Here is a 25031-nt window from a genome sequence, read left to right as displayed (position 1 = left end):
ATGATGGTTTGGATTTCCCCGCATTGTAAGGCCGTGCCACTCTCCCAAGCCAATTTAGACGAATTAGCCAGCCGCATCAAGGCATGGGGGCAGGAACTCGGCTTCGCGGAAGTGCGGATCGCCGATATCGACCTGTCCGCCGCCGAGGCGGGGCTGCAAGCCTGGCTGGATGCAGGCATGCACGGCGATATGGACTATATGGCAAGTCACGGCATGAAACGCGCCCGTCCGGCGGAGCTGGTGCCCGGCACGGTGCGCGTGATCACCGCGCGCATGAATTACCTGCCCGGCGCGGCCGACGAGGGCTGGCGCGAACGGGAAACGGCGCGCCTGTCCGATCCCACGCAGGCCGTCATCTCGGTATATGCCCGCGGCCGCGACTACCACAAGGTGTTGCGCGCGCGGCTGCAGCAGCTGGCCGACAAGGTCAGTGCGGCCGTCGGCGAATTCGGCTACCGGGTGTTCACCGACTCGGCGCCGGTGATGGAGCTGCCGCTGGCGGAAAAGTCGGGCCTGGGCTGGCGCGGCAAGCACACCTTGCTGATCAATCGCAGCGCGGGCTCCATGTTCTTCATGGGCGAGATCCTGGTCGACCTGCCCTTGCCCGTCGATGAGCCGACCGGCGCGCACTGCGGCCAGTGCACGGCCTGCATCGATGTTTGCCCGACCCAGGCCATCCTCGGTCCTGGCAAGCTGGATGCGCGGCGCTGCATTTCCTACCTGACCATCGAACTCAAAGGCGCGATCCCGGAGGATCTGCGGCCCTTGCTGGGGAACCGCGTCTACGGCTGCGACGATTGCCAGACCGTCTGCCCCTGGAACAAGTTCGCCCAGCGGGCTACCTTGCCGGATTTCGACGAGCGCCACGCCCTGGGCAGCGCCGGCATGATCGAGCTGTTTGCGTGGTCCGAGGAAGAATTCAACCGCCGCATGGAGGGCAGCCCGATCCGCCGCATCGGCCATGAACGCTGGCTGCGCAACCTCGCGGTCGGGCTAGGCAACGCGGCGCGCATGGGCGCCAAGAGCGACCCGGCCATCCTGGCCGCGTTGCAGGCGCGCCGCGGCCACCCGTCGGAACTGGTGCGCGAGCACGTGGAGTGGGCGCTGCGCCAGCACTAGGATCAGCGCCCCGTCCTGTTTCACTTCAGCAGTCCCGCCAGTTCGACCGCGGTCTTGACCTGCATCTTGTCGAAGATGTGGGCGCGGTGCACTTCGACGGTGCGCATCGAGATGCCCAGCTCGTCGGCCACCACCTTGTTCATCTTGCCGGCCAGGATCAGGTCCAGCACCTCGCGTTCGCGGCTGGAGAGCGTGGCCAGGCGCGCCTGCACGGCTGCCTTGCCGCTGGCCAGGCGCGAGGCGGCCAGGCCTTCCTGCACGCGGTCCATCAACTGGTTGTCGTTGAAAGGCTTTTCGAAGAAGTCGAAGGCGCCGCGCTTGAGCGTATCGACCGCCATCGGCACGTCGCCGTGGCCGGTCAGGAAAATGACGGGCAGGCGCGCCGTCAGCCCGCGCGCCGCCAGTTGGTCGAACGCTGCCACGCCGCTGATCTCGGGCATGCGCACGTCGAGCAGCACGCAGTCGCCTTCCGGGTCGAAGGCGCCGCCCTGCGCGAAGGCCAGGAAGGCGGCGGCGCTTTCGTATGTGGTTGCTGCGATGCCGCGCGAGGACGCGAGCCACGACAGCGCATCGCGCACTACGGCTTCATCGTCAACGATATGTAGCATTCTGGGTCTCCCGAATTTGCTCTATTGGGCGCCGCCTGCGACCGGCAGCGTGAAAGTGAATATGGTACCGCCTTGCGGGTTGTCGCGGTGGGTCAATGTGCCGCCGTGGAACTCGATCGCGGTGCGGCAGATGTTGAGGCCCATGCCCATGCCTTCCGCCTTGGTCGAGAAGAAAGGCGAGAACAGGCGCTCGGCCACGTCCTGCGGAATGCCGTGGCCATTGTCAATGACCTGCACCACCACCATGCCGGCCAGCGGATCGTTTTCCGCCAGCACGCGCAGCACGCGTTTCAGCGGCTGCACGTCGGCCATGGCTTCGATGCCGTTGCGGGTCAGGTTCAGCAGCACCTGTTCGATCAGGAGGCGGTCGGCGCGCACCAGCGGCAGCAATTCCGGGATCTCGATCTGCAGCGAAACGTGGTGCTGGCGCGCCTGCAGTTCGATCAGCACCAGGATGGAGTCGAGCATCGATTGCAGCGCCACGTCCTGCCGCTCCGATTCGCGGTTCTTCACGAATTCGTGCACGCTGCGGATGATCTGGCCTGCGCGCTGTGCCTGCGCGCCGGCTTGCTCCAGCGCGGGCTTGAGCATGCCCGCATCGCCGCCGCGCGCAAGGATGTTCAGGGCGCCCGTGGTGTAGCTCGAAATGGCAGCCAGCGGCTGGTTCAGCTCGTGCGCCAGCATGGAAGCGATTTCGCCCATGGTGGCCAGGCGCGCGCTGGCCTGCAGCTTTTCCTGGTGCTGGCGGTTCAATTCCTCCATGCGCTTGCGGTCCGAGATGTCGAGGATGGAACCCATGTAGCCGGTGTGGCGGCCTTCCTTGTCCACCAGCGGCGCTTCGAACACCAGTACCGGAATGCGGGTGCCGTCGGGGCGCTGGAACAGGGTTTCGAATTCGGGGGTGACCGAGCCGGCCAGCACATTGGCCAGGCGGTGCTGGTATTCCTCCATGACGTCCGGCGCCCAATACGGCATGGGCGGCGAACGCCCGATCAGTTCTTCCGCCGGGTAGCCCACCATCTGGCAGAAGGCGGGATTGACATAGGTGATGCGGCCTTCCAGGTCGCGCGCGCGCAGGCCGGTCACCAGCGAATTTTCCATCGCGGTGCGGAAAGTCATTTGCTGCCGCAGTTCGCCTTCTGCCGCCAGCCGTCGCGAAATGTGGCCCCATAGTGCGAACAGGCTCCATAACAGGGCAAGAGAGAGCGCGATGACGGAGCCGACCAGCAGGTTGGGCAGCAGCTTCGGCTCGCTTTTCACGCTGTCCGTCATCAGGGTAATGGTGGCGCCGGGCAGGTCGAGGGCGCGCTTGTGGGTGTAGACGCCGTGGCCCGGGCCGGCCGAACTGCGGCGCGCCAGCACCTTGTCGTCGCGGTCGAGCAGCGAGATCTGGTTATCCTGGGCGAACCACCACGGCACCATTTCGTCGAGCAGGCTACTGAGCTGGAAAGTCGCTACCAGGCTGCCGATCCACTGGTCGCCGCGGTAGATCGGGAACAGCAGGTCCATTTTCAGCGCGTCCGGCGCGGCGTCGCCGCCAATCGGCTCCGGTTCGGCGTAGACGGGAGTGTGCGTGCGGCGCGCATGGTCCTGCGCCGCCAGCGCGGCTGAACCGAGCATGGCGTCGCCGGCCGGACTGGCCGGGGTGCCTTCGCTGGCCACGACGATGCGCCCTTTGGAATCGACCTGGACCACGCTTTTCAGCTCGGCGCCGTTTTTCAGCATGCGCCCCATGCGCTGCTGCACGTCGGCCGGCGCCAGGTGGCCGGCGGCGATTTCATTGGCCAGGCCGCGCAGGCTTTCTTCGTGGCGGCCAAGCTGGAAGCGGATCGATTGTTCGACCCACAGGGTATCGGCGATCAATTGCTCCTGCCGCTCGTTGCTCTCGAGCTGGCGCGCCTGCCAAGGGAGCCAGAACACGATGGCGACGAATAGCAGCACCAGGACTACCGGCAGCAGCCAGCGTATGGAAAAGGGCAGGGATATGCGTTTCAACATGCGCCGAGGGTAGCGAATCCAGTTGCTGCTTGTATTGTGGGTTTCCACAGTTGTGTGCCACCATTCCGCTGAAGACAATATAAAGTGAGAATAATAATGCACCAAAATCGCCGGGAGACCTTATGCATTTGAAGTCCCTCCTGGCCGCCTTCGGCGCGGCCGCACTTGTCACGTCCCAAGCATTCGCTCAGGCGCCCATCGTCATCAAATTCAGCCACGTCGTCGCGCCGGACACGCCCAAGGGGCAGGCGGCGGAGCGCTTCAAGCAGCTCGCGGAGAAGGCCACCGGCGGCCGCGTCAGGGTCCAGGTCTACCCGAACAGCCAGTTGTACAAGGACAAGGAAGAACTGGAAGCGCTGCAGCTGGGCGCGGTGCAGATGCTGGCCCCGTCGCTGGCCAAGTTCGGTCCGCTCGGCGTGAAGGAATTCGAGGTGTTCGACCTGCCGTACATCTTCCCCAACAAGACCGCGCTGTACAACGTGACCGAGGGCCCGATCGGCAAGTCGCTGCTGAAGAAGCTCGAGACCAAGGGCATTACCGGCCTGGCTTACTGGGACAATGGCTTCAAGGTCATGTCGGCCAACCGCCAGCTGCGCGTGCCGGCCGATTTCAAGGGCCTGAAGATGCGGATCCAGTCCTCCAAGGTGCTGGACATCCAGATGCGCGCGCTCGGTGCGGTGCCGCAGTCGCTGGCCTTTTCCGAAGCGTATATGGCGCTGCAGACCGGCGTCGTGGATGGCACCGAGAACCCGCCCTCGAACATGTACACGCAAAAGATGCATGAGGTGCAAAAGCACCTGACCATCTCAAACCACGGCTACCTGGGCTACGCCGTCATCGTCAACAAGAAGTTCTGGGACGGCCTGCCGTCGGACATCCGCGGCAAGCTCGAAGGCGCCATGAAGGAAGCCACCACTTACGAAAAGGCCATCGCCCAGCGCGACAACGATATGGCGCTGGAAGCGATCCGCAAGTCCGGCAAGACCCAGATCTACAACCTGAGCGCGCAGGAACAGGCCCTGTGGCGCAATGCCCTGCTGCCGGTGCAAAAGCAGATGGAAGAGCGCATCGGCAAGGACCTGATCCAGGCCATCAATCGCGAGACAGCAAAATAAGTCCGCTGTCAAGTTGCTCAAAATAAATAACGATATTCGGAAAAAGATCGGTTACTATGGCCACGCCCCCGAACGGTGCGACTTGCACCATGATGGTTAAGGGCACAGGATTTAGTGGGGAGTGAAGAAGAAGAACAAGCGGCGCGGCCGCGGATCATAGAGGAGACACGCTGCCTGACAGTATGCTGTTGGCCGCCGCCACAAGCGGGGTTAAATGGCCGGGGTGGTGACAAAAAAGATTCAAGACGCACCTGCGGGTGCGTTTTTTTTTTGCCCTATCCTGGCGCGCTGGTGTAGCATGATTGCCACAGTTTTATTGGAGTAAGCGTGACCGAAAAGCAACATGTTGGCAGGGACTTCAGCGCCATCATCCATCTCCCGTTCGGCGCCATGGGCGTCGGCACGGCCGGCGCGGTCGTGACGGAAATGTTCTACCTGCCCGGCGACACGCCGGAAAAATCGCCCACCAATGCGCTGGCCGAACAAGCCGTGCAGCAGCTGCTGGCCTATTGCGACGATGCCGACTACGCCTTCGACCTGCCGTTGGCAATGCGCGGCAGCGAGTTCCAGCGCCGCGTGTGGCAAGCGCTGCGCGAAATCCCGCGCGGCCAGGTGCGCACCTACGGCGAGCTGGCCAGGCACCTTGATTCGGTGGCGCGCGCGGTGGGGCAGGCTTGCCGCAGCAATCCCTTCCCGCCGCTGGTGCCATGCCACCGCGTGATGGGCGCCAGCAGCCTGGGCGGCTTTGCCGGCAGCGACGACCAGAACGGTTTCACCCTCGGCGTGAAGCGCTGGCTGCTGGCTCACGAAGGACATAAAGAGTATCAATGGCAGCAGGCAACCTTGCTCTGATTGACGAGTTCTGCGACAGCCTGTGGCTGGAGGACGGGCTGTCCAAAAACTCCCTGGATGCCTACCGGCGCGATTTGACGGCCTTTGCCAAATGGCTGGAAACGGCGCGGCCCTCGGTCGGCAGCCTGCATGCAGCCGGCACGGCCGACCTGCAAGCCTATTTCGCAGCCCGCCACGCAGACACCAAGGCCAGCTCGGCCAACCGCCGCCTGTCGGCCCTGAAGCGCTTCTACCAGTTGGCGCTGCGCCAGCGCCAGATCGCGGAAGATCCCTGCCTGCGCATGGCATCGGCCAAGCAGCCGCTGCGCTTCGTCCATACCCTGAGCGAAGCGCAGGTGGAAGCGCTGCTGGCTGCGCCGGACTTGCGCACGCCGCTGGGCATCCGCGACCGCACCATGCTGGAACTGATGTACGCCAGCGGCCTGCGCGTGTCGGAGCTGGTGGCGTTGAAGACGCTCGAGCTGAGCATGAACGACGGCGTGCTGCGCATCACCGGCAAGGGCGCCAAGACGCGCCTGGTGCCGTTTGGCGAACAGGCGCGCTTGTGGATCGAGCGCTACTTGCGCGAAGCGCGCGGTGTCATCCTCGACGGCAAGCAGGACGATGCGCTCTTCATCACCGGCCGCGGCGGGCCGATGACGCGGCAAATGTTCTGGGTCGTGGTGAAAAAGCAGGCCTTGAAGGCTGGCATTACCGCACCGCTGTCGCCGCACACGCTGCGCCACGCCTTCGCCACGCACCTGCTGAACCATGGCGCCGACCTGCGCGTGGTGCAGTTGCTTTTAGGCCACTCCGACATTTCCACCACACAGATCTATACCCATGTTGCCCGCGAGCGTCTGAAGCAGATTCATGCGCTACATCATCCGCGCGGATAATTTCGTTTGCGCAGCGCCGCCAATCGGCCTAATGTAGGCTTTCAGGAGGTATTTCCATGGCAAAGACGAATTTCGCATTCGAAAAACGCCAGCGAGAGCTGGAAAAGAAGCGCAAGGCTGAGGAAAAAGCGCAGAAAAAACTTGCATCGAAGAACCGGCCAGCCGACGAGCAGGATGCCGACGAGGCCGCCTACGAAACCGAAGAGACCGACACCACCAGTCCAGAATAGCCGAGCCCGTGTCACACTTGGGGCGTGACCCCATGGTGTGACACGGGCTCGGCTATTTGGCGGGCCGTCAGGTGAAACTGCTTACGCGGCTTCGGCTACGCCGGATTGTTCGGCGGCTGCTGCGTCGTCGTGGTGGCCGCGGCGCAGCCAGCGCTTGGCGCGCTTGCCGAAACTGTCGAGGTAGGTGTAGGCCACGGGCACCACGACCAGCGTCAGCAGGGTGGAGGTGATCACGCCGCCAATCACTGCCCGGCCCATCGGTGCCTGGGTTTCCCCGCCTTCGCCGAGGCCGATCGCCATCGGCAGCATGCCGAAGATCATTGCCAGTGTCGTCATCAGGATGGGACGAAGGCGCACCTGGCCGGCCGCCATGATGGCGTCGAACTGGCTCATGCCGTCGCGCTGGCCGTGGTTGGTGAAGTCCACCAGCAGGATCGCGTTCTTGGTCACGAGGCCCATCAGCATGATCACGCCGATCACGGAGAACACGTTCAGCGTGGAGCCGGTCGCCAGCAGCGCCACCAGCACGCCGATCAGCGACATCGGCAGCGATACCATGATCGCAATCGGCTGCAGGAAGCTGCCGAACTGCGACGCCAGCACGATGTAAATGAACACCACGGCGATGCTCAGCGCCGTGATGGCGCCGTTCATCGTTTCGGCCATCTGCTGCGCATTGCCGGCCACGTCGAAGCGCACGCCGTCCGGCAGCGTCATCGAGTCCATGGCTTTCTTCACGTCGGCATCTACGTCGCCGGCGGGGCGGCCTTCGGTCGCGGCGTAGATGGCCACCCGGCGCTGCAGGGCCTGGCGTTTCAGCACCTGCGGGCTGAAGCCTGGCACAAAGTCCACCACCTGGCGCAGCGGTACCATCAGCGGGTTGCCGTCCGGGCCGGTCTTGCTCGAGGTGAGCGACAGGTCGGCCAGGTCGGCGATGCGCTGGCGGCCGGACTTGGGCAACTGCACATTGACTTCATAGTTCTGGCCGTCCGCCGCCAGCCAGTAGCTGGCCGTGTCGCCCGCGACGAAAGGACGCATGGCGCTGCCGATCTGCTGCACGCTCAGTCCCAGGTCGCTGGCCAGTTCGTTATTGATCTTGATCAGCGTCGACGGGTTGGCGCCTTCCTGGCTGTATTCCAGGTCGGCCACGCCCTTGATCTTGCGCATCTTGGCCATCAGCGCCTGCGCGGTCTGCTCCAGCTTGGCTTCGTCGGTGCCGAGGATGGCGATGAAGATCGGCTTCTGGCCCACCGACAGGGTAATGCCCGGAATGCGCTCGATGCGCTTGCGGATCGCGCCTTCCAGCTTTTGCTGGGACTGGCGGTGGGTTTTCTTGACGTCGGTCAGCTTGATGCGCAGGAAGGAGATGTGGCGGCCGGCAGGATCGCCGACATTGGCCGTGACGGCGTCGACCTCGGGAAACTCCTTCAGCGCCGCCTCTACCTGCTGCACCTTGGCGTCGTTGTAATCCAGGCTGGAGCCGACCGGCACCTTGAGCTGCAGCACAATCTGGCCCTGGTCGGTTTCCGGGAACATCTCGCCGCCGATCATCGGCACCAGCATCAGGCTGCCGGCGAACAGGCCGAAGGCGGTGGCGAGCGTCAGCTTGCGCCATCTCAGCGCCAGGGCCAGCACCTTGCCATACAGCTTGTGCACCTTCTCCACGCCATGTTCGACTTTCTCCATGATGCGGCCCAGCCACGGCAGGTATTTGAAGCGGTCCTTGACCGGGTCATGCCATACCGACGACAGCATCGGGTCGAGGGTGAAGGAGACAAAGAGCGATACCAGCACCGCCACCGTCACGGTCACGCCGAACTGCAGGAAGAAGCGGCCGATGATGCCGTCCATGAAGGCGACCGGCACGAACACGGCGACAATGGCAAAGGTGGTCGCCATCACGGCGATGCCGATTTCATTGGTGCCGTCCTCCGCCGCCTTGCGGTGGTGCTTGCCGAAGCCGAGGTGGCGCACGATGTTCTCGCGTACCACGATGGCGTCGTCGATCAGCAAGCCAATGCACAGCGACAGCGCCATCAGCGTCAGGAAGTTCAGCGTGAAGCCGAAGGCCTTCATGGCGATGAAGGAGGCCAGCACCGAGATCGGCAGCGTCAGGCCGGTGATGATGGTCGAGCGCCAGGAGTGCAGGAAAAAGAACACGATTACCATGGTCAGGATCGCGCCTTCGATGATGGTGCGCTTGACGTTGTCGAGCTGTGCCTGCACGCGCTCCGATTGCGAATCGAGAACCTTGATCTTGATGTCTTCCGGCAGGGTCTTGCGCAGGTTTTCCACCACCTTCAGGATGCCGTTGCCGACTTCGACCACGTTGGCGTCCTGTACCTTGGTGATGTCGAGCGAGACGGCGGGCTTGCCGTTGACGCGCGAGATCGACTGTTCTTCCGCCTCGCCGTCGATCACGTCGGCCACCTGGTCCAGGTAGACCGGGCCGTTGGCGCGGCGCGCCACGATGATCTTGTTGAATTCCACCGCTTCTTTCAGCTTGCCTTCCACCCGCACCAGGGTTTCGGTGACGTCGGCCGACAGGCGTCCGGCCGGCAGGTTGGCGTTGGTGTTCTGGATGGCGCGCATCACTTCGTCCACGCCCACGCCTTGTGCCCGCATGTCGGCCGGGCGCAGGCTGACCAGCATCTGGCGTTTGGTGGTGCCGAATACGCGCACCTGGCCCACGCCCGGCACACCCTGGAAGCGCTTGGCCAGGATCTGGTCGGTCATGGTGGACAGGTCGCGCAGGCTGCGCTTGTCCGAGCTGAACGACAGGCTGACGATGGGCTGGTCGTTCTCGCCTTCGGCCCGGGCGATGAAGGGCTCCTTCGCTTCGCGCGGGAATTTCGGACGCACCAGCGCAATCTTGTCGCGCATGTCCTGCATCGCCTTGTCCATATTGGTGGACAGTTCGAATTCGACGTAGACGCCGGCCTTGCCTTCCCACGAATTGGCGCGGATGGTCTTGACGCCGGACACGGTGTTGACGATGTCCTCGATCGGGCGCGTGATGTCGTTTTCCACCGCTTCCGGCGAGGCGCCCGGATACACCACCTCGATTGCGGCGAAGGGAAAGGAAACGTTCGGCATGGATTCCACGCCGAGCCCCTTGTAAGAGAAGATGCCAAGCACCATCAGCGCCACCATCACCATGGTGGCAAAGACCGGCTGGCGGATCGAGATTTTAGTGATCCACATGACGGCGCCCCTTAACCTTTAGCCGCTGCCAGCATGGCCGGCCTGGCGGCGGGAACGCCTGCCGGGGCAGCCAGCTTGACCTTGGCGCCCGGCTTCACCCCTTCCAGCTTCGAGATGATCACGTTGGCACCCTTGTCCAGGCCCGCGGTCACTTCGGCCAGGCCCACGTCCTCGCTGCGCAGGCCAAGGCTGACCGGCTGTGCCACGACGATGCCGTCGGCGACCTTGTAGACCACCTGCTTGCCCGCCTCCTCACGCAAGGCAGCCAGCGGCACCATCGGCGCTTCCTTGGTGCGCTCGGTGGTGATATTCCCCTTGGCGAACATGCCGCCGCGCAGCACGCCGTCGGCGTTTGGCACCGAGATATACACCAGCATGGCGCGCGAACCGGTTTCCGTGGTCGGGTTGATGCGCGCTACCTTGCCGCTGAATTCGCGCTTGGCGAAGCCGTCGACGCGGAAGCTGACTTCCTGGCCGATTTTCACGCGCGGGATATCGGTGGTGGGCACTTGCGCTTCCAGCGTCAGCTCTTGCAGGCCGACGATGGTGTAGACGGGCATGTCAGGCGCGACCTTATCGCCCGCCTGCACATGACGTTTGGAGATGATCCCGCTGATCGGTGCGCGGATGACGCTGTCGTTCAGCGCGATGCGGGCCAGGTCGACCATGGCGGAAGCCGATTTGACGTTGGCATGCGCCAGCTCGACGGCATTGGCCGTGGTATCGAAGCTGGTCTGCGAGATGAATTTTTGCGACAACAGCGCTTTCGCGTTGTATTCGTTTTTCTGGGCCATGCTCAGCCTGGCATGCGCCTCTTCCAGCATGGCCTGCTGCTGGGCCAGGCGCGCTTTCAGGTCGGCCTGGTCGAGGCGGGCCAGCACTTGCCCTTCCTGCACTGAGACGCCCTCGCGCAGCGTGGCTTCCTGCACCTGGCCCGACACTTTCGATTTGATGGTGGCCTGGTTGACCGGGATCAGTGAACCCGACAAGGGGAGTCCAACCGAGAGCGGCCGCGCATCGATGGCGGCCACGTCGGCACTGGCCAGCTCGAGCACAGGCTCGGCCTTGGCGGCCGCTGCCTTTGGCGTTTCTGCCGGCTTGGCCTGCGATTTCATAACGGTCCAGCTACCGCCCGCCAGGCCCAGTACTACCAGGCCGATCACGGGAAGGCGCCAGCGTTTTGGGGATTTCAGGTGCACGGGTTGTGGGCTCATTATTGTCTCTTCATCAAAGTTGTCCGCTGGCGCGGATTGCGATGGTGACACTGTAGGTTTTAACAAGTCCAGCGGCCATGTAAATGCGATAAAGCGCATAAACGGCGACTTGAAATGCAAAAAGTGCGGATGGAGCGGCGCTTGTCAGGCACCTTTGACATAGCGCAAACGAAAAAACGCGAAGCGGGCGAAAAATGTGGCATGAGCACTCCCTCGCCTGCCGACTTGACTCCCGTCCATGCAGCGCTCGACTTGATCGCGCGCATGGTGGGGGCGCTTGAACAGACGCCGCTGGTCGCGATCAGCAGCCTGGACCGCGAAGGCAAGGTGACATTCTGCAATTCGCAGTTTGCGAGCCTGGCTGGCCTGACGATGCAGGAGGCGATCGGCCGGCCTCTGGCTGAACTGATGTCGCGCGCCGAACGGCAAGATGAGCATGACGCCATGGTGGAAGAAGTATGGCGCAGCGGCAAGCCAGGCCCGCTTGGCGACTGGCATGTGCGCGCATTTTCCGGACGCGACCTCTGGTTGTATTCGACCAAGGTTCCAGTCTGGCAGGACGGCGAGTTGGCGCAGGTTGTCTGCATGGATGTCGATGTCACCCAGCGCAAGGATGATGAATCGGCGCTGCGTGCAGTCGGGGAAAATTTTTCCCAGATGTTCGGCCGTTCCAGCGATGCGGTGTTGATCATGCGTGACGGCATGATCGTGGAGGTTAACCCCGCTGCCATGCGCCTGTTCAAATGCGACTCAGCGGCACGCCTGGCAGGCCACCGCTTGCATACCTTTTCGCCGCTGCGCCAGCCGGGAGGCGAATTGTCGGAGACGGGGGTGGCGAGCCGGGAAGCAGTCGCCTTTAGCGATGGCAATAGCCGTTTCGAATGGTGCTACACCGATTGCGATGGCACAGCATTCTGGGCCGAGGTATTGATGACTGCCCTGCAGCCCGGACAGTCGGACCTGCTGTATGTGGTTGTGCGCGACATCTCTGACCGCAAGCAAGCCGAGCGCACGGTACGGCTGGCGGCCCAGGTGTTTGAAAATAGCCGCGATGCCATCGTGCTGACGGACCGGCGCCGCCACATCATTGCCAGCAACCGCGCTTATTCGCAGACCACCGGTTTTGCGGCGGAAGAACTGCTGGGCCAGCCGATCAGCCTGTATCGCTCCGGCGTGCAGGACGAGTCGTTCTATCGTGAGGTATGGAGCCAGGTCGAAGCCAGCGATCACTGGCAGGGCGAAACCTGGGCCCGTCGCAAGAACGGAGAGATTTTCCCGTGTTGGGTCAGTGTGACAGCGATCCGGGACCAGGCCGGTCTGGTGTCGAATTATATGGGCAGCCTGTCCGATATCACGGAGCGCAAAAGGACCGAGGAATATACGCGCCACCTGGCAGAGCATGATTTCTTGACCGATCTGCCAAACCGCGTGCTGCTGCTCGACCGCCTCAATCTGGCGCTGGCGGCAGCGCGCCGCAGCAAGAGTTCGCTGGCAGTACTGTTCCTCGACCTGGACCGCTTCAAGATGATCAACGACACGCTCGGCCACGCGGTGGGTGACCGCTTGCTGAAAGAGGTCGCCGCCCGCTTGCTGAAATGCGTGCGCAGCGTCGACACGGTGAGCCGGCATGGCGGCGACGAATTCGTGGTCGTGCTGGCGGAGGTTGGTGGGCCGGAGCGCGCGGCGCATGTGGCCGAGACGGTGTTGCAGGCGGTCACGCAGGAATATGTGCTGGGTGAGCACCTGCTGCATGTCTCGACCTCAATCGGCATTGCCATGTTCCCGTCGGACGGGGCGGACATCGACAGCCTGGTAAAACATGCGGATATCGCGATGTACCACGCCAAGCAGGCCGGGCGCGACCGCTACCAGTTCTTTGGACAGGAAATGAACGCACGCGTGGTTGTGCATGCCAGCCTGGAAAAGGGCCTGCGGCGTGCACTGGACGAGGGCCAGTTCGAACTAGCTTACCAGCCGGAAGTCGACATCGCCAGTGGCGAAGTGGTTGGCATGGAGGCGCTGCTGCGCTGGCGCCATCCGGAGCAGGGCTTGCTGTTGCCGCAGGATTTTCTGAACGTGGCGCAGGAGTCGGGACTCATGGTGGCAATTGGTGGCTGGGTGTTGCGCAGCGCCTGCAGCCGCGCGCGCAAATGGCTGGAAGATGGGGGGGCGCTGGTGGTTTCGGTGAATATTGCGATTGGCCAGTTCATGCACAAGAATTTTGTCGACAGCGTGGCTGAGGCGTTGCGCGGCAGTGGCCTGGCGCCGCAGTGGCTGGAACTGGAACTGACCGAAGACACCATCATGCGTGGCGGCTCGGACGTGCCGGAGAAGCTTGGTGCGTTGCGGGAGCTTGGTGTGCGAGTGTCGATCGATGATTTCGGGACTGGCTATTCGCAATTGATGCAGTTGAAGGAATTCCCTATCTACAAACTGAAGATTGCCCAATCCTTCATGGACAATGGCACGGATGCCACCGCCATTCGCACCATCATTGCGATGGCGCGCAGCCTGGACATGACAGTCATCGCCGAAGGCGTCGAAACTGAGGACCAGCTTCAGTTGCTGAGAGAGCTTGGCTGCGACCAGTACCAGGGGCAACTGGCGGAAAATGCAGTAAGGACGACGCCATGACGCGTGAATCGATTGCCCGTATGACGCAACAGCCGTCGCTTCCCGCCAGTTTTTATGTTCCAGCTCACTACCCTTGAGAAACGCGAGGTGGTCAAAAACTGTGACCACCTCGCGCGACTGAAGTTTGCGAGAACCCTTCCTTTTGCCTTTACTGAACATGGGTCAATCCAGGCATCCAATGTGCTCAATACCGGACAGGCAATCGAAATGGGTATCTATGTCGTGCGAGCCTTCCTTCACCTTCGGGAACTCGTTGCCGCGCACGATGGCCTTGCTGCGCGGTTAGATGAGCTTGCCGCTCTGGTGGCGCGTGGCCAGGAGTCAACGCGAGCTGAGTGGAAGGCCATGGTGGACGTACTCAGGCAACTGGCCCGGCCTGCCGAGGCGCCAGCCAAGCGGCCGATCGGCTTCGTGGTCACTGACGAACGGCCGGCTAGCGCAGCCGCAGCCGCACCAGCACCTGGCCGTGGTCGGAAACCTCGGGCCGCTCCTGGCGCAAGTGGTCGTTGAAGTAGCTGACGTCCAGCACTTCGCCGATGGCGCGCGGCGAGGCAGGGTTGAATTCTTCCGACACCAGCACGTGGTCGATGGTGGAGTAGTGTCCTTCGTGGATGCTGGTATAGGCCACATGGCGCAGATGGTCTTGCCGCAGCTGGATCTGGTTGGCGTCATACATGCGGCCGCGCCGCTCGTCGCCGGGCATCATGCCGCCGCCGTTGCCCAGCACGATGGTGGTGGTCACCGCGTCGGCTGTGTCGTTGAAATCACCCAGAACGATGCAAGGCCGGCGCGTTTCACGCATCATTTTGCTTAACAGGACACGCAGGGCCACCGCTTCCGTACCGCGCCACACCAGCGAGCGCAGGCTGGCCATGGCCAGGTGCAGCGGATCTTCCGAGGTGTCGCCGCTGCGGTAATCCGGCCGCCGCGATTTCAGGTGGACCACGATGACGTCCACCACCACTTCGTTGGGCAGCATGATCTGGGCGTGCAGCGGTGCTCGGGCGAAGCGGTCCGCTTCCGGCAGGCCCGAGTCGGCCGGCACGCCTTCAGGGAAATTGGCATAGACTTCCGGCGCGGCAGCCAAAGGCAGGCGCGACACCAGCGCCACATTAGGCGTCAAACGAGAGGCGTGGGGATCGGGATCGAAGCCGGCATGCACGGCATCGCGATACTTACGGGTCCGCGCGAGCACGTCGCGCAGCGCTGCCTGGGAGAAGATCTCCTGGAAGCCGATCACGTCGGCATCGAGCTGGTCCAGCTGCTGCGCGGTCCATTCCGCCTTGGCCTCGTACTCCTGCTCCGTCAAAGGCTGCAGGTTGTCGTACAGTTTCGCCCCTGGCGGGGCAAGGTTGCAGACATTGAAGGTGGCAAAGCGAATTTCTTGCTGCATAATGAGAAACTCCTCTCTTGGCACTAGCGTATCACGGCATGGCAAAAAAAGAGCACATTTCCGAAACCCCGGCGACAGCCTTGCTGCGCAAGCACAAAGTCGCATTTTCCGAACATCCTTATGAGTACGAAGAGCATGGCGGTACCTCCGTCTCTTCGCGCGAGCTGGGCGTCGATGAACACCATGTGGTGAAGACCCTGGTGATGCAGGACGAGGCGGCCAAGCCGCTGATCGTGCTGATGCATGGCGACTGCAAGGTATCGACCAAGAACCTGGCCCGAAATATCGGCTGCAAGTCCGTTGAGCCGTGCAAGCCCGAGGTGGCGCAGCGCCATTCCGGCTACATGGTGGGCGGCACGTCGCCCTTCGGCACCAAGAAGGCAATGCCGGTCTATGTCGAGGAAAGCATCCTTGGCCTGGAAACGATTTATATCAATGGCGGGCGCCGTGGCTTCCTGATTGGTATCAAGCCAGCGGTCCTGACCGAGGTGCTGGCGGCCAGGCCGGTGCAATGCGCATTGGCGGATTGATAAGATTGCCTGCGGCCGCGCCGCCCGAGCCGGACGGTATGGTGTATAGTCGCTGCCGCATATAAAAACAAGGAATCCTGGGGATTTATGATTACTCTGCTTTTGATTATTGGCGCTTACCTGATCGGCTCGATTTCCTTCGCCGTGGTGGTGAGCAAGTTCTACGGCCTAGACGATCCGCGCACCTATGGTTCCGGCAACCCCGGCGCCACCAATGTGCTGCGCAGCGGTAACAAGGGCGCGGCGATCTGGACCTTGATCGGCGATGCCTTCAAAGGTTGGCTGGCCGTGTTCCTGGTCGACCATTTCCAGCAGCAACTGGGCCTGGGCTACCAGGCGGACCAGGCCATCGCACTGGTGGCCGTGGCCGTGTTTGTTGGCCACTTGTGGCCGGTATTCTTCAAGTTCGTCGGTGGCAAGGGCGTGGCCACGGCGCTGGGCGTGCTGCTGGCATTGAATGTATGGCTGGGCCTGGCAACGCTGGCGACCTGGCTGGTGGTGGCTTACGCCTTCCGCTATTCCTCGCTGGCTGCGCTGGTCGCTTCCGTGTTCGCACCGTTCTACTACGGCTTGCTGTTCGGCGCCGAGCCGCAACTGGCTGCCGTCCTGGCCATGAGCGGTTTGCTGGTTTGGCGCCATTCCAAAAATATTGCTAACCTTATTGCTGGCAAAGAAAGCCGCATCGGCAGCAAAGCCAAGAAAAAGGCCTAGAAAACCATGACTACCACCCCGATCCGCATCGACTTCGTTTCCGACGTCTCCTGTCCCTGGTGTGCGATCGGGCTGAACAGCCTGGAAGTGGCGCTGGGCCGTCTTGGCGAAAGCGTCCAGGCGCAAATCCACTTCCAGCCCTTCGAGCTGAATCCGCACATGGTGCCGGAAGGGCAGGACATCACCGAGCACCTGCGCCAGAAATACGGCGCCAGCCCCGCCCAGCAGGAACAGACCCGTGAAATGATCCGCCAGCGCGGCGCCGATGTCGGTTTCGACTTCGCCATGGGCATGCGTAGCCGGATTTACAACACGTTTGATGCGCACCGGCTGCTGCATTGGGCCGGCGAGCATGGCAAGCAGAAAGAGCTGAAAAAGGCCCTGTTCGATGCGTATTTCACGCGCGGCCAGGATCCAAGCTCGCGCACCCTGCTGGTGCAACTGGCGGGCAAGGTCGGCCTGGACGAGGCGGAGGCAGTGCAAGTGCTGTCATCTGGCCGCTACGCGCAGGAAGTTCGCGATATGGAGCATTTCTACCACCGCAACGGCATCCAGTCGGTGCCGGCCGTCATCATCAATGAAAAACATCTCATCTCCGGCGGACAGCCGCCGGAAGCCTTTGAGCGTGCCCTGCGGCAAATAGTGGCTGCCAAATAAAACTATTATCTTGCTAGCAACCTTGTTACACTTGGTACCGTAACAAGGGAGAGAGCATGTCTGCCGCCGAAAAAATCATAACAACGCTGTACCCCGGGCAGTCGGACGACCACAAGCGCCTGGCTGCGCTGCACCGCTACGGCGCCCTCGATGCGCCAGCGAGCGAAGATTTCACCTTCCTGACAGAGCTGGCCGCCAAGGCCTGCGACGTTCCGTATGCCTTCATCACGCTGGTCGATGGCGAACGCGCCGTCGTCAAGTCCTGCACCGGGCTGGCGCTGGGTTCCATGCCGCGCAGCCAGTGTTATTGCTCGCTGGCGGTGCTGGGCGAAGCGGCCACCGAGATCGGCGACCTGGGCCGGGATGCCCGCACGGCCGGCATGCCGCTGACCGTCGCTGCGCCGTTCATGCGCATGTACAGCAGCGTGCCGCTGACCACCAGGGATGGTTTCGCGATCGGCACCCTGTGTGTGATGGACACCAAACCAGGCTGCCTGTCGACCTCCCAACGCGACATGCTGCGCAAGCTGGCGCGCCAGGTCATGGCCCTGTTCGAACTGCACGCCAGCGAACGGGCACTGAAAGCCTCGAAGGATGAGCTGGAGACCCTGGCTACCACCGATGAGCTGACCGGCTTGCATAACCGCCGCTCCCTGATGAGCCGCCTGCGTTTTGAAGTGGCCCGCACGCGCCGCTTCCGCACGCCGCTGTCGGCCGTGATGGTGGACGTCGACCACTTCAAGAACGTCAACGATGAGTTCGGCCACCAGCTGGGCGACGAAGTGCTGGCCGCGATCGGCCGCCTGGTGCGCGAAAACGTGCGGGTGATCGATGTGGCCGGACGCTACGGCGGCGAAGAATTGTGTATCCTGTTGCCGAACACGCCGCCCGAAGGCGCGCGCAAGTTCGCAGAGACGTTGCGGTCGCGGATCGAGGCCCAGGTGCATGGCGCCGGGGCGCGCACGGTCGCGGTGACGGCCAGCCTTGGCGTCGGCTCCTTCAATCACATGGATATTGATGATGCCGAGATGCTGCTGAAGCAGGCTGACGCCGCACTGTTCCGCGCCAAAGCCGGGGGCCGCAACCGTGTGGAAGGTTGAACAGGACAGGAGTTTGCATGCCGAAGGCAATTTGGAATGGCGCCGTGATTGCGGAAGCCGATAGCAGCGAAGTCGAGATCGTCGAGCACAACATCTATTTCCCGCCGTCGCGGGTCAGGAAGGACTATCTCCAGCCGAGCCAGCACACCACGCTGTGTCCATGGAAGGGCGTGGCCAGTTATTACAACGTGGTGGTGGATGGCAAGGTGAACGCCAACGCCGCCTGGTATTACCCGAGCCCGAAAGAAGCGGCCAACAACATCAAGGACCGGATCGCCTTCTGGCACGGCGTCGAAGTCCAGCATTAATTGTTGAAAGTCGGGGTCAGGTCTGGCAATCGGACACAGGCTCAGCCGCTTGCGGCTGAGCCTGTGTCCGATTGCCAGACCTGACCCCGACTTTCATTAAGCATGGATAACATTACTCATAGCGTAGTTGGCCTGGGCGTTGGCGAGCTGATTCAGCGCTCGCTGCCGCCGGAGGCCGATCCGGGGCGTCACAGGACGCGGCATCGTTTGCTGCTGACGGCTTGCGCCCTTGCCAGCAATTTTCCTGACCTCGACCTGGTTTATACCCGGCTGGCGCCGGCGCCATTGGGCTACCTGCTGCATCACCGCGGACATACGCATACCTTGCTGTACCTGCTGCCGCAGGCTTTGCTGCTGTTTGCCCTGTTATGGGTCTTGTGGCCGAATGCGCGGGCGTTGCTGCGTGAGAGCCGCGATGCACGGCGTGGGCTGCTGATAGCGCTGGCCGCGGGTTTCCTGCTGCACCTGGGGATGGACTTCATGAACAACTATGGAGTTCATCCGTTCTATCCTTTCAGCGGAACCTGGTACTTCGGCGATATGGTTTACATCATCGAGCCGGTGTTCTGGGGGGCGTTCGGGGTGCCGCTGGCGATGGCCGCACCTTCGCGGCGCATGCGTATTGTGCTGCTTTCCGTGCTGCCGGTGGTCCTGCTGTATGTGACGCTGCATGGCTACCTGGGCTGGGCGTCGTTCGCTGCGCTGGTCATGCTGGGTGGCGTGGTGGCTGTGCTGCGATTCATGCATATGCAAAGCCGGCGTGCGCTGCTACTGGCCCTTGGCATGGTGCTGGCATTTATCGGCGTCCAGGCGTCGGCCTCGTTCAAGGCGCGCCAGGCGGTGACGGCGGCATTGGTGCTGCAGGATCCTCAGTCCCGCGTGCTGGACGTTGCACTGACCGCTTTCCCGTCCCAGCCCCTGTGCTGGAGCTTTACCTCGATCGAGTCGGACGGGAAGATTTACCAGCTCCGGCGCGGGCATTTGAGCCTTGCGCCTTCCTTGCTGCCGCCGCGTGATTGCCCGGCGGCACTGACGGCCGATGCGGTGCAGGAGATGGCCGTCACGGTACCCGGCGTGCTGGTGTCCGGATCATGGCAGGGCGATGTGGCTGGCTTGCGCGCGCGCGCCGCAGCCGATTGCCAATTGGCTGCCTGGCTGCGTTTCGCCCGCATGCCGGCGGTGGATGCGGCCCAGGCCAGCGACCTGCGCTTCTCCGCCTCGCCGCGCGGGAATTTCACTACTTTGATGCTGGCGGCGAAACCGGAATGCCCTTTCAGCGTGCCGGGATGGGGCATGCCGCGCGCTGATTTGCTGGGGAGCCCGCAATGAAGACCTACGATCCGCACCAGCGCTTCGGCCGGCCGGAAGGCGGTTGGCGCGAAAAGCTCTATGCAATAATTTTCGAGTCCGATACGCCTGCCGGCATGGCGTTCGACCTCGCGCTGATCGGCGCTATCCTGCTGAGCGTGACGACCGTGGTGCTGGCCAGTGTCGCCGAAGTGGCGCGCGACTACGGCGACTGGCTGTTTGCGGCAGAGTGGTTCTTTACCGTGCTGTTCACCATCGAATACGCCAGCCGCCTGCTGTGCGTGCGGCACCCGTTGCGCTACGCGCGCAGTTTCTTCGGCATGATCGACCTGCTGGCAGTATTGCCAAGTTATATGGCGCTGTTCGTGCCGGGCGCACATGTGCTGCTCAACGTGCGGATCCTGCGGCTGCTGCGCATGTTCCGTATTCTCAAGCTCACGCTGTACATCGAGGAATATGGGATGCTGGGCCGTGCCTTGCTGGCCAGCCGCCGCAAGATCCTGATCTTCCTGTCGGTGGTGTTCATGGTCGTCTTCTTGCTGGGGACCGTGATGTACGTGGTCGAAGGGCCGGCACACGGCTTTACCAGCATTCCGACTGCCGTCTACTGGGCGATTTCGGCCGTGACCACCGTGGGCTTTGGCGACCTGGTGCCGAAGACGGACCTGGGACGTGCCATTGCCTCCATCATGATGCTGCTCGGATGGGGCATTCTCGCGGTCCCGACCGGCATCATCAGCGCCGAAATCAGCCAGCAGCGCCGCTCGCATCGCACTTGCGCCGGCTGCCTGGCCGGAGACCATGAACAGTCGGCGCGTTTCTGCAAGAGCTGCGGCACCAGGCTCCCTGGGACTTAAGCGGCTTGCCTGGCCGGCTGATCGAAGTCCGTCGAGAGGGCCAGTTCCTTCCATTGCGCCAGCTCCTGCTCGACCTGCCGATGCTTGGCGTAGGCGCGGGCGACCGCGTCGCTGCCCAGTTGCAGGCGCAGCGGCGGCTGCGCGGCATCGGCCAGTTTCAGCAAGGCTTGCGACAGCCTGGCCGGATCGCCCGGCTGCGCGTGGTTGGCGCCGGCGGCGAAGGTGCGCATGGCGCCGACCGTGTCCTTGTAATCCTCGATGCGGCTTGCGGTCTCCACCAGCGAGGTGGCGTCGAGGAAATCAGTGCGGAAGAAGCCGGGTTCCACCACGGTGACGTGCACGCCCAGCGGAGCCAGTTCCTGCGCCATCGCTTCGCTCAGGCCTTCCACTGCGAACTTGGTGGAACCGTAGACGCCCCAGCCGTAGTACGCCTGATAGCCGCCCAGCGAGGAAATATTGATCACATGGCCGCTGCGCTGCCGGCGCATGACCGGCAGCACCGCGCGGCTCACGTTCAGCAGGCCGAAGACATTCGTTTCGTAATTGCGGCGCACTTCTTCCGCCGAGGTCTCCTCGACGGCGCCGAGGATGCCGTAGCCGGCGTTATTCACCAGCACGTCGATGCGGCCAAAACGCTCGATGGCGGCCTGGGTGGCAACTACGGCGGCTGCTTCCTTTGTCACATCGAGTTGCAGCGGCAGCAGCTGGGGATGCGCGCCAAGGGCGTCGACAATCGCTTGCGGGTTGCGGGCGGCTGCTACCACGGAGTCGCCGCGCGCCAGTGCGTCGCGGGCAATCAGCAGGCCGAAGCCGCGGGAGGCACCAGTGATGAACCAGACTTTGTTTGCCATGATCTTGCTCCTTCAAGAGTGGGTGGTTGGTGAAGGGCATATTAGGCTTCGGAGAGCTGCTACACTAGCCATAGTAAAGGTGATTGATCTTCAACTATTGGTTGTAAATGAATGGATAAGGCCCGCGTCATCACATTGTTCATCGGCGTCGTGCATGCCGGCAGCTTCAGCCAGGCGGCGGTCGATGCCGGCCTGTCGGCCCAGGCGGTCAGCAAGGCGATTCGCCAGCTGGAGGAATACCTCGGCGTGCGCCTGTTCCATCGCACGACACGCAGCCTGAGTCTTACGGACGAAGGCCAGCGCCTGTTCGAGCTGGCCAACCCGGGCCTGCGCTTGCTGGACGAGGCGCTGGACCACGTTCAGAACAGCCGCGAGGCGGTTGACGGCATGATCCGCGTCGCCGCGCCTACCTCGCTGGGCACGGTGGTGCTGGCGCCGCTGCTGCGCGAATTCCAGGAGCTGTATCCGAGCGCGCATTTCGACATGCTGTTCGACGACCACTTCACCGACTTGACCGAGGCGAAGATCGACGTCGGCTTCAGGGCGGGGAATCCGCCGGAGCGCAACCTGGTTGCGCGCCAGCTGGGCAGGATTCCTTTGCATATCTGCGCTTCGCCCGGCTATATCGAGCGCCACGGCGCCCCGCGCACGGTGGAAGAATTGCTGCACCATCGGTGCACCGGTTTCCGCCAGCCGAACACGGGCCGCGTGATTCCGTGGGAACTCAAAGGGCAGGGCGGCACGGTGTACCAGGACGTGCCCTGCGTGGCGACGTTCAATACGGCGGAGGGCGAGGTCGAGGCGGTGCGCGCCGGGGTCGGCATCGGCCAGCTGGCGCTGTACATGGTGGAGCGCGACCTGGCGGAAGGGCGGCTGGTGCACCTGCTGCCGACCCATGTGACGGCAAATGCGGCCGTTTACATGTACTATCCGCAGCGCAGCCGCATGCCGATGCGCGTGCGGCACTTTATCGACTTCATGGTGAAACGCAAATGGACCGCCTTTACCTGATGACTGTCTACGTGGCCGTGGCCGAGGAGCAGGGCTTTGCGGCAGGCGCGCGCCGGCTAGGCATGTCGCCGCCCGCCGTTACGCGCGCGGTGGCGGCGCTGGAAGAAAGGCTGGGCGCCAGGCTGCTGGACCGCACCACGCGCCATGTGCGCGTGACGGAAGCCGGCCAGCGCTACCTGGATGATGCGCGCCGCATCATCGCGGAAGTCGACGAGGCCGACGATGCAGTTGCCGGCATCAACGCCGCGCCGCGCGGCCACCTTACAGTGACGGCGCCGGTGCTGTTTGGACGCATCTACGTGGTGCCGGGCATTGTCGATTACCTGCAGCGCTATCCGGCGATGGATATTTCCACTGTCTTCGTCGACCGCGTGACCAACTTGCTGGAAGAAGGCATCGATGTCGGCATCCGCATCGGCGAGCTGCCCGATTCGAGCATGCGCGCCATTCCGGTCGGGCAGGTGCGGCGCATGATCATCGCTTCGCCTTCCTATATAGAGAAGCATGGCGCGCCGAGCACGCCGCAGGAGCTGGAGCAGCACACCATTGTCGCCTCGTCCGGCTCCAGCGTGCCTCCGGACTGGCGCTTCCAGAATGGCGCCGGCACGCAATCGCTGCGCGTCAAGCCGCGCCTGGGCGTGAACAATAACGACTCTGCCATCGAAGCAGTGCGCAGCGGCTTCGGCATCGCGCGCCTGCTGTCCTACCAGGCGGCAGTCTTGCTCGATGCAGGCGAGCTGGTTGAGGTGCTGCAGGACTACGCGACGCCGGCGGTGCCTATCCATATCATCCACCGTGACAGCCGTCAGGGCTCGACCCGCATCCGCAGCTTCGTGGACCTGATGGCCGAACGCCTGCGCACCGATCCGAGGCTTCACCCGGTGCGTTGACGGCGCTAAATTGGTGCGGCGCACAAACAAAGTGCTGGATTTCCCCGCCTTTCCCCCTGAAAGCGGGGTGGCACGGCGCTTGCAGTATCCCCATTATTTACAAACCGGGGATAGAGATGGATCGCACGTTCAGCCTTACCCGTCGTCGCCTGCTTGCTGCGGGCGCTGCGACAGCCTTATCGAATTACGCCTGGGCTGCAGGCTCCGACAAGCCTGAGAAAGAAGAAGTCAAAGTCGGCTTCATTCCATTGACCGATTGCGCCTCGGTCGTGATGGCTTCTGTGCTGGGCTTCGACAAGAAGTACGGCATCAAGATCGTCTTGAGCAAGGAGGCGTCCTGGCCCGCCGTGCGGGACAAGCTGGTGAACGGTGAACTCGACGCGGCCCATGTGCTGTATGGGCTGGTGTATGGCGTCCACCTGGGCGCTGGCGGTCCGAAGAAGGACATGGCCGTACTGATGAACCTCAATCACAACGGCCAGGCGATCACGCTGTCGAAGAAACTGTCCGACAAAGGCGCAGTCGATGGCGCTTCGTTGGCGAAGCTGATGCGCACCGACCAGCGCGAGTACACCTTCGCACAGACGTTCCCGACCGGCACCCATGCGATGTGGCTGTATTACTGGCTGGCGTCGTATGGCATCAACCCGATGACGGACGCCAAGGTCATTACGGTGCCGCCGCCGCAGATGGTCGCCAATATGCGGATCGGGAACATGGATGGCTTTTGCGTGGGCGAGCCATGGAACCACCGCGCGATTGTGGATGGCGTCGGCATCACGGCCACGACAACGCAGGACATCTGGCGTGACCATCCGGAGAAGGTGCTGGGTACCAGCGCGGAGTGGGTGAAGAAGTATCCCAATACTGCACGCGCACTCATCGCTGCGGTGCTGGATGCTGGACGCTGGATTGATGCGTCCCTGTCGAACAAGGTGAAGATGGCGGAAGCCATTGCCGACAAATCCTACGTCAACACGACGGTCGATGTGATTGGCCAGCGCATCATGGGCCGCTACCAGAATGGCCTGGGCAAAACCTGGGACGATCCGAACTACATGAAGTTCTTCAATGACGGCGCGGTGAATTTCCCATACCTCAGCGACGGCATGTGGTTCCTCACGCAACAGAAGCGCTGGGGCTTGCTGAAGGCGGAGCCGGATTACCTGGCAGTTGCCACGCAAATCAACCAGATCGATGTGTACAAGGACGGCGCGGCTATGGCGAAGGTGAGCGTACCAAAGTCGCCCCTGCGCAGCGTAAAGATGATCGACGGCACGACCTGGGACGGCAAGAATCCCAAGGCCTATGCTGATTCGTTCAAGATCAGAGCGTGAAGGGAGGCCTTATGAGTGCTATGTACGGAACGATAGACGGGGCCGGCGCGGGCACGCCTGGCACACACGGCGCACTGACCGCGCAGGACGCTGCGCGGGAAGCAGCTGCAGCCGCATTGGCCGCGGCTGGCGTGGGGCGGGCAATCGATATGAAGGTGGACGTTGCGCCGGCAGGACAGGCTGGGAAGGCGGGAGCATCAGTGCAACCGGCGCCCGCGGTGCCGGG

22 protein-coding genes and 1 pseudogene are annotated in these 25031 nt (G+C 63.0%); 17 read left to right on the top strand and 6 right to left on the bottom strand.

Annotated elements, in window-relative coordinates; genetic code table 11:
* Positions 1 to 3 precede the first annotated feature (3 nt).
* Positions 4 to 1119, top strand: a complete 1116-nt coding sequence (queG, locus tag ACN9MU_RS27505; protein WP_426323861.1) for a tRNA epoxyqueuosine(34) reductase QueG — start codon at positions 4 to 6, stop codon at positions 1117 to 1119.
* Positions 1120 to 1139: 20 nt separating this feature from the next.
* On the opposite strand, the gene ACN9MU_RS27500 is transcribed toward queG, so the two are convergent.
* Together ACN9MU_RS27500 and ACN9MU_RS27495 are read right to left on the bottom strand one after the other, a co-directional pair.
* Positions 1140 to 1727, bottom strand: a complete 588-nt coding sequence (locus tag ACN9MU_RS27500; RefSeq protein ID WP_426164692.1) for a response regulator transcription factor — start codon at positions 1725 to 1727, stop codon at positions 1140 to 1142.
* Positions 1728 to 1748: 21 nt separating this feature from the next.
* Positions 1749 to 3725, bottom strand: a complete 1977-nt coding sequence (locus ACN9MU_RS27495) for a PAS domain S-box protein (RefSeq protein ID WP_426319212.1) — start codon at positions 3723 to 3725, stop codon at positions 1749 to 1751.
* Positions 3726 to 3847: 122 nt separating this feature from the next.
* Here ACN9MU_RS27495 and ACN9MU_RS27490 point away from each other — a divergent pair, with 122 nt between their 5' ends.
* The 4 genes from ACN9MU_RS27490 (at position 3848) to ACN9MU_RS27475 (ending at position 6800) form a co-directional block, all read left to right on the top strand.
* Positions 3848 to 4840 carry a TRAP transporter substrate-binding protein gene (locus tag ACN9MU_RS27490; protein WP_426319211.1) on the top strand — a complete coding sequence of 331 codons (993 nt, stop codon included), beginning with the start codon at positions 3848 to 3850 and terminating at the stop codon, positions 4838 to 4840.
* A 327-nt stretch (positions 4841 to 5167) separates the two neighbouring features.
* A complete protein-coding gene (locus tag ACN9MU_RS27485; protein WP_426164686.1) occupies positions 5168 to 5692 on the top strand; it encodes a methylated-DNA--[protein]-cysteine S-methyltransferase in 525 nt (174 codons plus the stop codon).
* Complete coding sequence (gene xerD, locus ACN9MU_RS27480; RefSeq protein ID WP_426164684.1) at positions 5668 to 6570, top strand: site-specific tyrosine recombinase XerD; 903 nt, start codon at positions 5668 to 5670, stop codon at positions 6568 to 6570. The genes ACN9MU_RS27485 and xerD overlap by 25 nt, the downstream gene beginning before the upstream one ends.
* Positions 6571 to 6626: 56 nt before the next feature.
* Positions 6627 to 6800: a hypothetical protein gene (locus tag ACN9MU_RS27475; RefSeq protein WP_426343741.1), complete on the top strand. Its 174-nt coding sequence runs from the start codon at positions 6627 to 6629 to the stop codon at positions 6798 to 6800.
* Between the two features lie 81 nt (positions 6801 to 6881).
* Here ACN9MU_RS27475 and ACN9MU_RS27470 read toward each other — a convergent pair whose 3' ends face one another.
* Positions 6882 to 10004, bottom strand: a complete 3123-nt coding sequence (locus tag ACN9MU_RS27470) for an efflux RND transporter permease subunit (protein WP_426343740.1) — start codon at positions 10002 to 10004, stop codon at positions 6882 to 6884.
* Between the two features lie 11 nt (positions 10005 to 10015).
* Complete coding sequence (locus ACN9MU_RS27465; RefSeq protein ID WP_426336384.1) at positions 10016 to 11218, bottom strand: efflux RND transporter periplasmic adaptor subunit; 1203 nt, start codon at positions 11216 to 11218, stop codon at positions 10016 to 10018.
* A gap of 201 nt (positions 11219 to 11419) precedes the next feature.
* Here ACN9MU_RS27465 and ACN9MU_RS27460 point away from each other — a divergent pair, with 201 nt between their 5' ends.
* Both ACN9MU_RS27460 and ACN9MU_RS27455 read left to right on the top strand, forming a co-directional pair.
* Positions 11420 to 13852, top strand: a complete 2433-nt coding sequence (locus ACN9MU_RS27460) for a sensor domain-containing protein (RefSeq protein WP_426343739.1) — start codon at positions 11420 to 11422, stop codon at positions 13850 to 13852.
* A gap of 36 nt (positions 13853 to 13888) precedes the next feature.
* Positions 13889 to 14362, top strand: a pseudogene (locus ACN9MU_RS27455) (ORF6N domain-containing protein); the annotation flags it as partial.
* On the opposite strand, the gene ACN9MU_RS27450 reads toward ACN9MU_RS27455, so the two are convergent.
* A complete protein-coding gene (locus tag ACN9MU_RS27450; protein ID WP_426164672.1) occupies positions 14286 to 15245 on the bottom strand; it encodes an endonuclease/exonuclease/phosphatase family protein in 960 nt (319 codons plus the stop codon). The pseudogene ACN9MU_RS27455 and the gene ACN9MU_RS27450 overlap by 77 nt on opposite strands.
* Positions 15246 to 15283: 38 nt before the next feature.
* On the opposite strand from ACN9MU_RS27450, the gene ybaK reads away from it, so the two are divergent.
* The 7 genes from ybaK (at position 15284) to ACN9MU_RS27415 (ending at position 20716) form a co-directional block, all read left to right on the top strand.
* A complete protein-coding gene (ybaK, locus tag ACN9MU_RS27445; protein ID WP_426164670.1) occupies positions 15284 to 15775 on the top strand; it encodes a Cys-tRNA(Pro) deacylase in 492 nt (163 codons plus the stop codon).
* Between the two features lie 87 nt (positions 15776 to 15862).
* A complete protein-coding gene (plsY, locus tag ACN9MU_RS27440) occupies positions 15863 to 16486 on the top strand; it encodes a glycerol-3-phosphate 1-O-acyltransferase PlsY (protein ID WP_426164668.1) in 624 nt (207 codons plus the stop codon).
* Positions 16487 to 16492: 6 nt separating this feature from the next.
* Positions 16493 to 17143, top strand: coding sequence for a DsbA family oxidoreductase (locus ACN9MU_RS27435; RefSeq protein WP_426164666.1), 651 nt, complete (start codon positions 16493 to 16495; stop codon positions 17141 to 17143).
* 56 nt (positions 17144 to 17199) lie between these two features.
* Entirely contained in the window at positions 17200 to 18243 is a 1044-nt protein-coding gene (locus ACN9MU_RS27430) for a GGDEF domain-containing protein (RefSeq protein WP_426343738.1), read from the top strand.
* A 17-nt stretch (positions 18244 to 18260) separates the two neighbouring features.
* Entirely contained in the window at positions 18261 to 18551 is a 291-nt protein-coding gene (locus ACN9MU_RS27425) for a DUF427 domain-containing protein (protein ID WP_426319202.1), read from the top strand.
* Positions 18552 to 18653: 102 nt separating this feature from the next.
* On the top strand, positions 18654 to 19880 hold the full coding sequence (locus tag ACN9MU_RS27420; protein ID WP_426336382.1) for a metal-dependent hydrolase: 1227 nt from the start codon (positions 18654 to 18656) through the stop codon (positions 19878 to 19880).
* Positions 19877 to 20716: an ion transporter gene (locus ACN9MU_RS27415; protein WP_426343737.1), complete on the top strand. Its 840-nt coding sequence runs from the start codon at positions 19877 to 19879 to the stop codon at positions 20714 to 20716. The genes ACN9MU_RS27420 and ACN9MU_RS27415 overlap by 4 nt, the downstream gene beginning before the upstream one ends.
* Here ACN9MU_RS27415 and ACN9MU_RS27410 read toward each other — a convergent pair.
* On the bottom strand, positions 20713 to 21567 hold the full coding sequence (locus tag ACN9MU_RS27410; protein WP_426343736.1) for an oxidoreductase: 855 nt from the start codon (positions 21565 to 21567) through the stop codon (positions 20713 to 20715). The genes ACN9MU_RS27415 and ACN9MU_RS27410 overlap by 4 nt on opposite strands.
* A gap of 111 nt (positions 21568 to 21678) precedes the next feature.
* On the opposite strand from ACN9MU_RS27410, the gene ACN9MU_RS27405 reads away from it, so the two are divergent.
* The 3 genes from ACN9MU_RS27405 to ACN9MU_RS27395 all read left to right on the top strand — a co-directional run bounded on the left by ACN9MU_RS27405 (position 21679) and on the right by ACN9MU_RS27395 (position 24805).
* Positions 21679 to 22578 (top strand): LysR family transcriptional regulator, encoded by a 900-nt coding sequence (locus ACN9MU_RS27405; protein ID WP_426164656.1) that lies wholly within the window; start codon positions 21679 to 21681, stop codon positions 22576 to 22578.
* Positions 22560 to 23468: a LysR family transcriptional regulator gene (locus ACN9MU_RS27400; RefSeq protein ID WP_426343735.1), complete on the top strand. Its 909-nt coding sequence runs from the start codon at positions 22560 to 22562 to the stop codon at positions 23466 to 23468. Before ACN9MU_RS27405 ends, ACN9MU_RS27400 begins: the two co-directional genes overlap by 19 nt.
* A gap of 116 nt (positions 23469 to 23584) precedes the next feature.
* The gene (locus tag ACN9MU_RS27395; RefSeq protein WP_426164652.1) at positions 23585 to 24805 is read left to right on the top strand and encodes a CmpA/NrtA family ABC transporter substrate-binding protein; all 1221 of its coding nucleotides are present in this window, start codon (positions 23585 to 23587) and stop codon (positions 24803 to 24805) included.
* Positions 24806 to 25031 lie beyond the last annotated feature (226 nt).

Origin of the sequence: Pseudoduganella sp. R-32, from assembly GCF_049913245.1 — a bacterium.
Taxonomy (GTDB): domain Bacteria; phylum Pseudomonadota; class Gammaproteobacteria; order Burkholderiales; family Burkholderiaceae_D; genus Rugamonas.
Note: the sequence above shows the minus strand (reverse complement) of the source record. Positions and strands in the feature narration are given on the sequence as shown.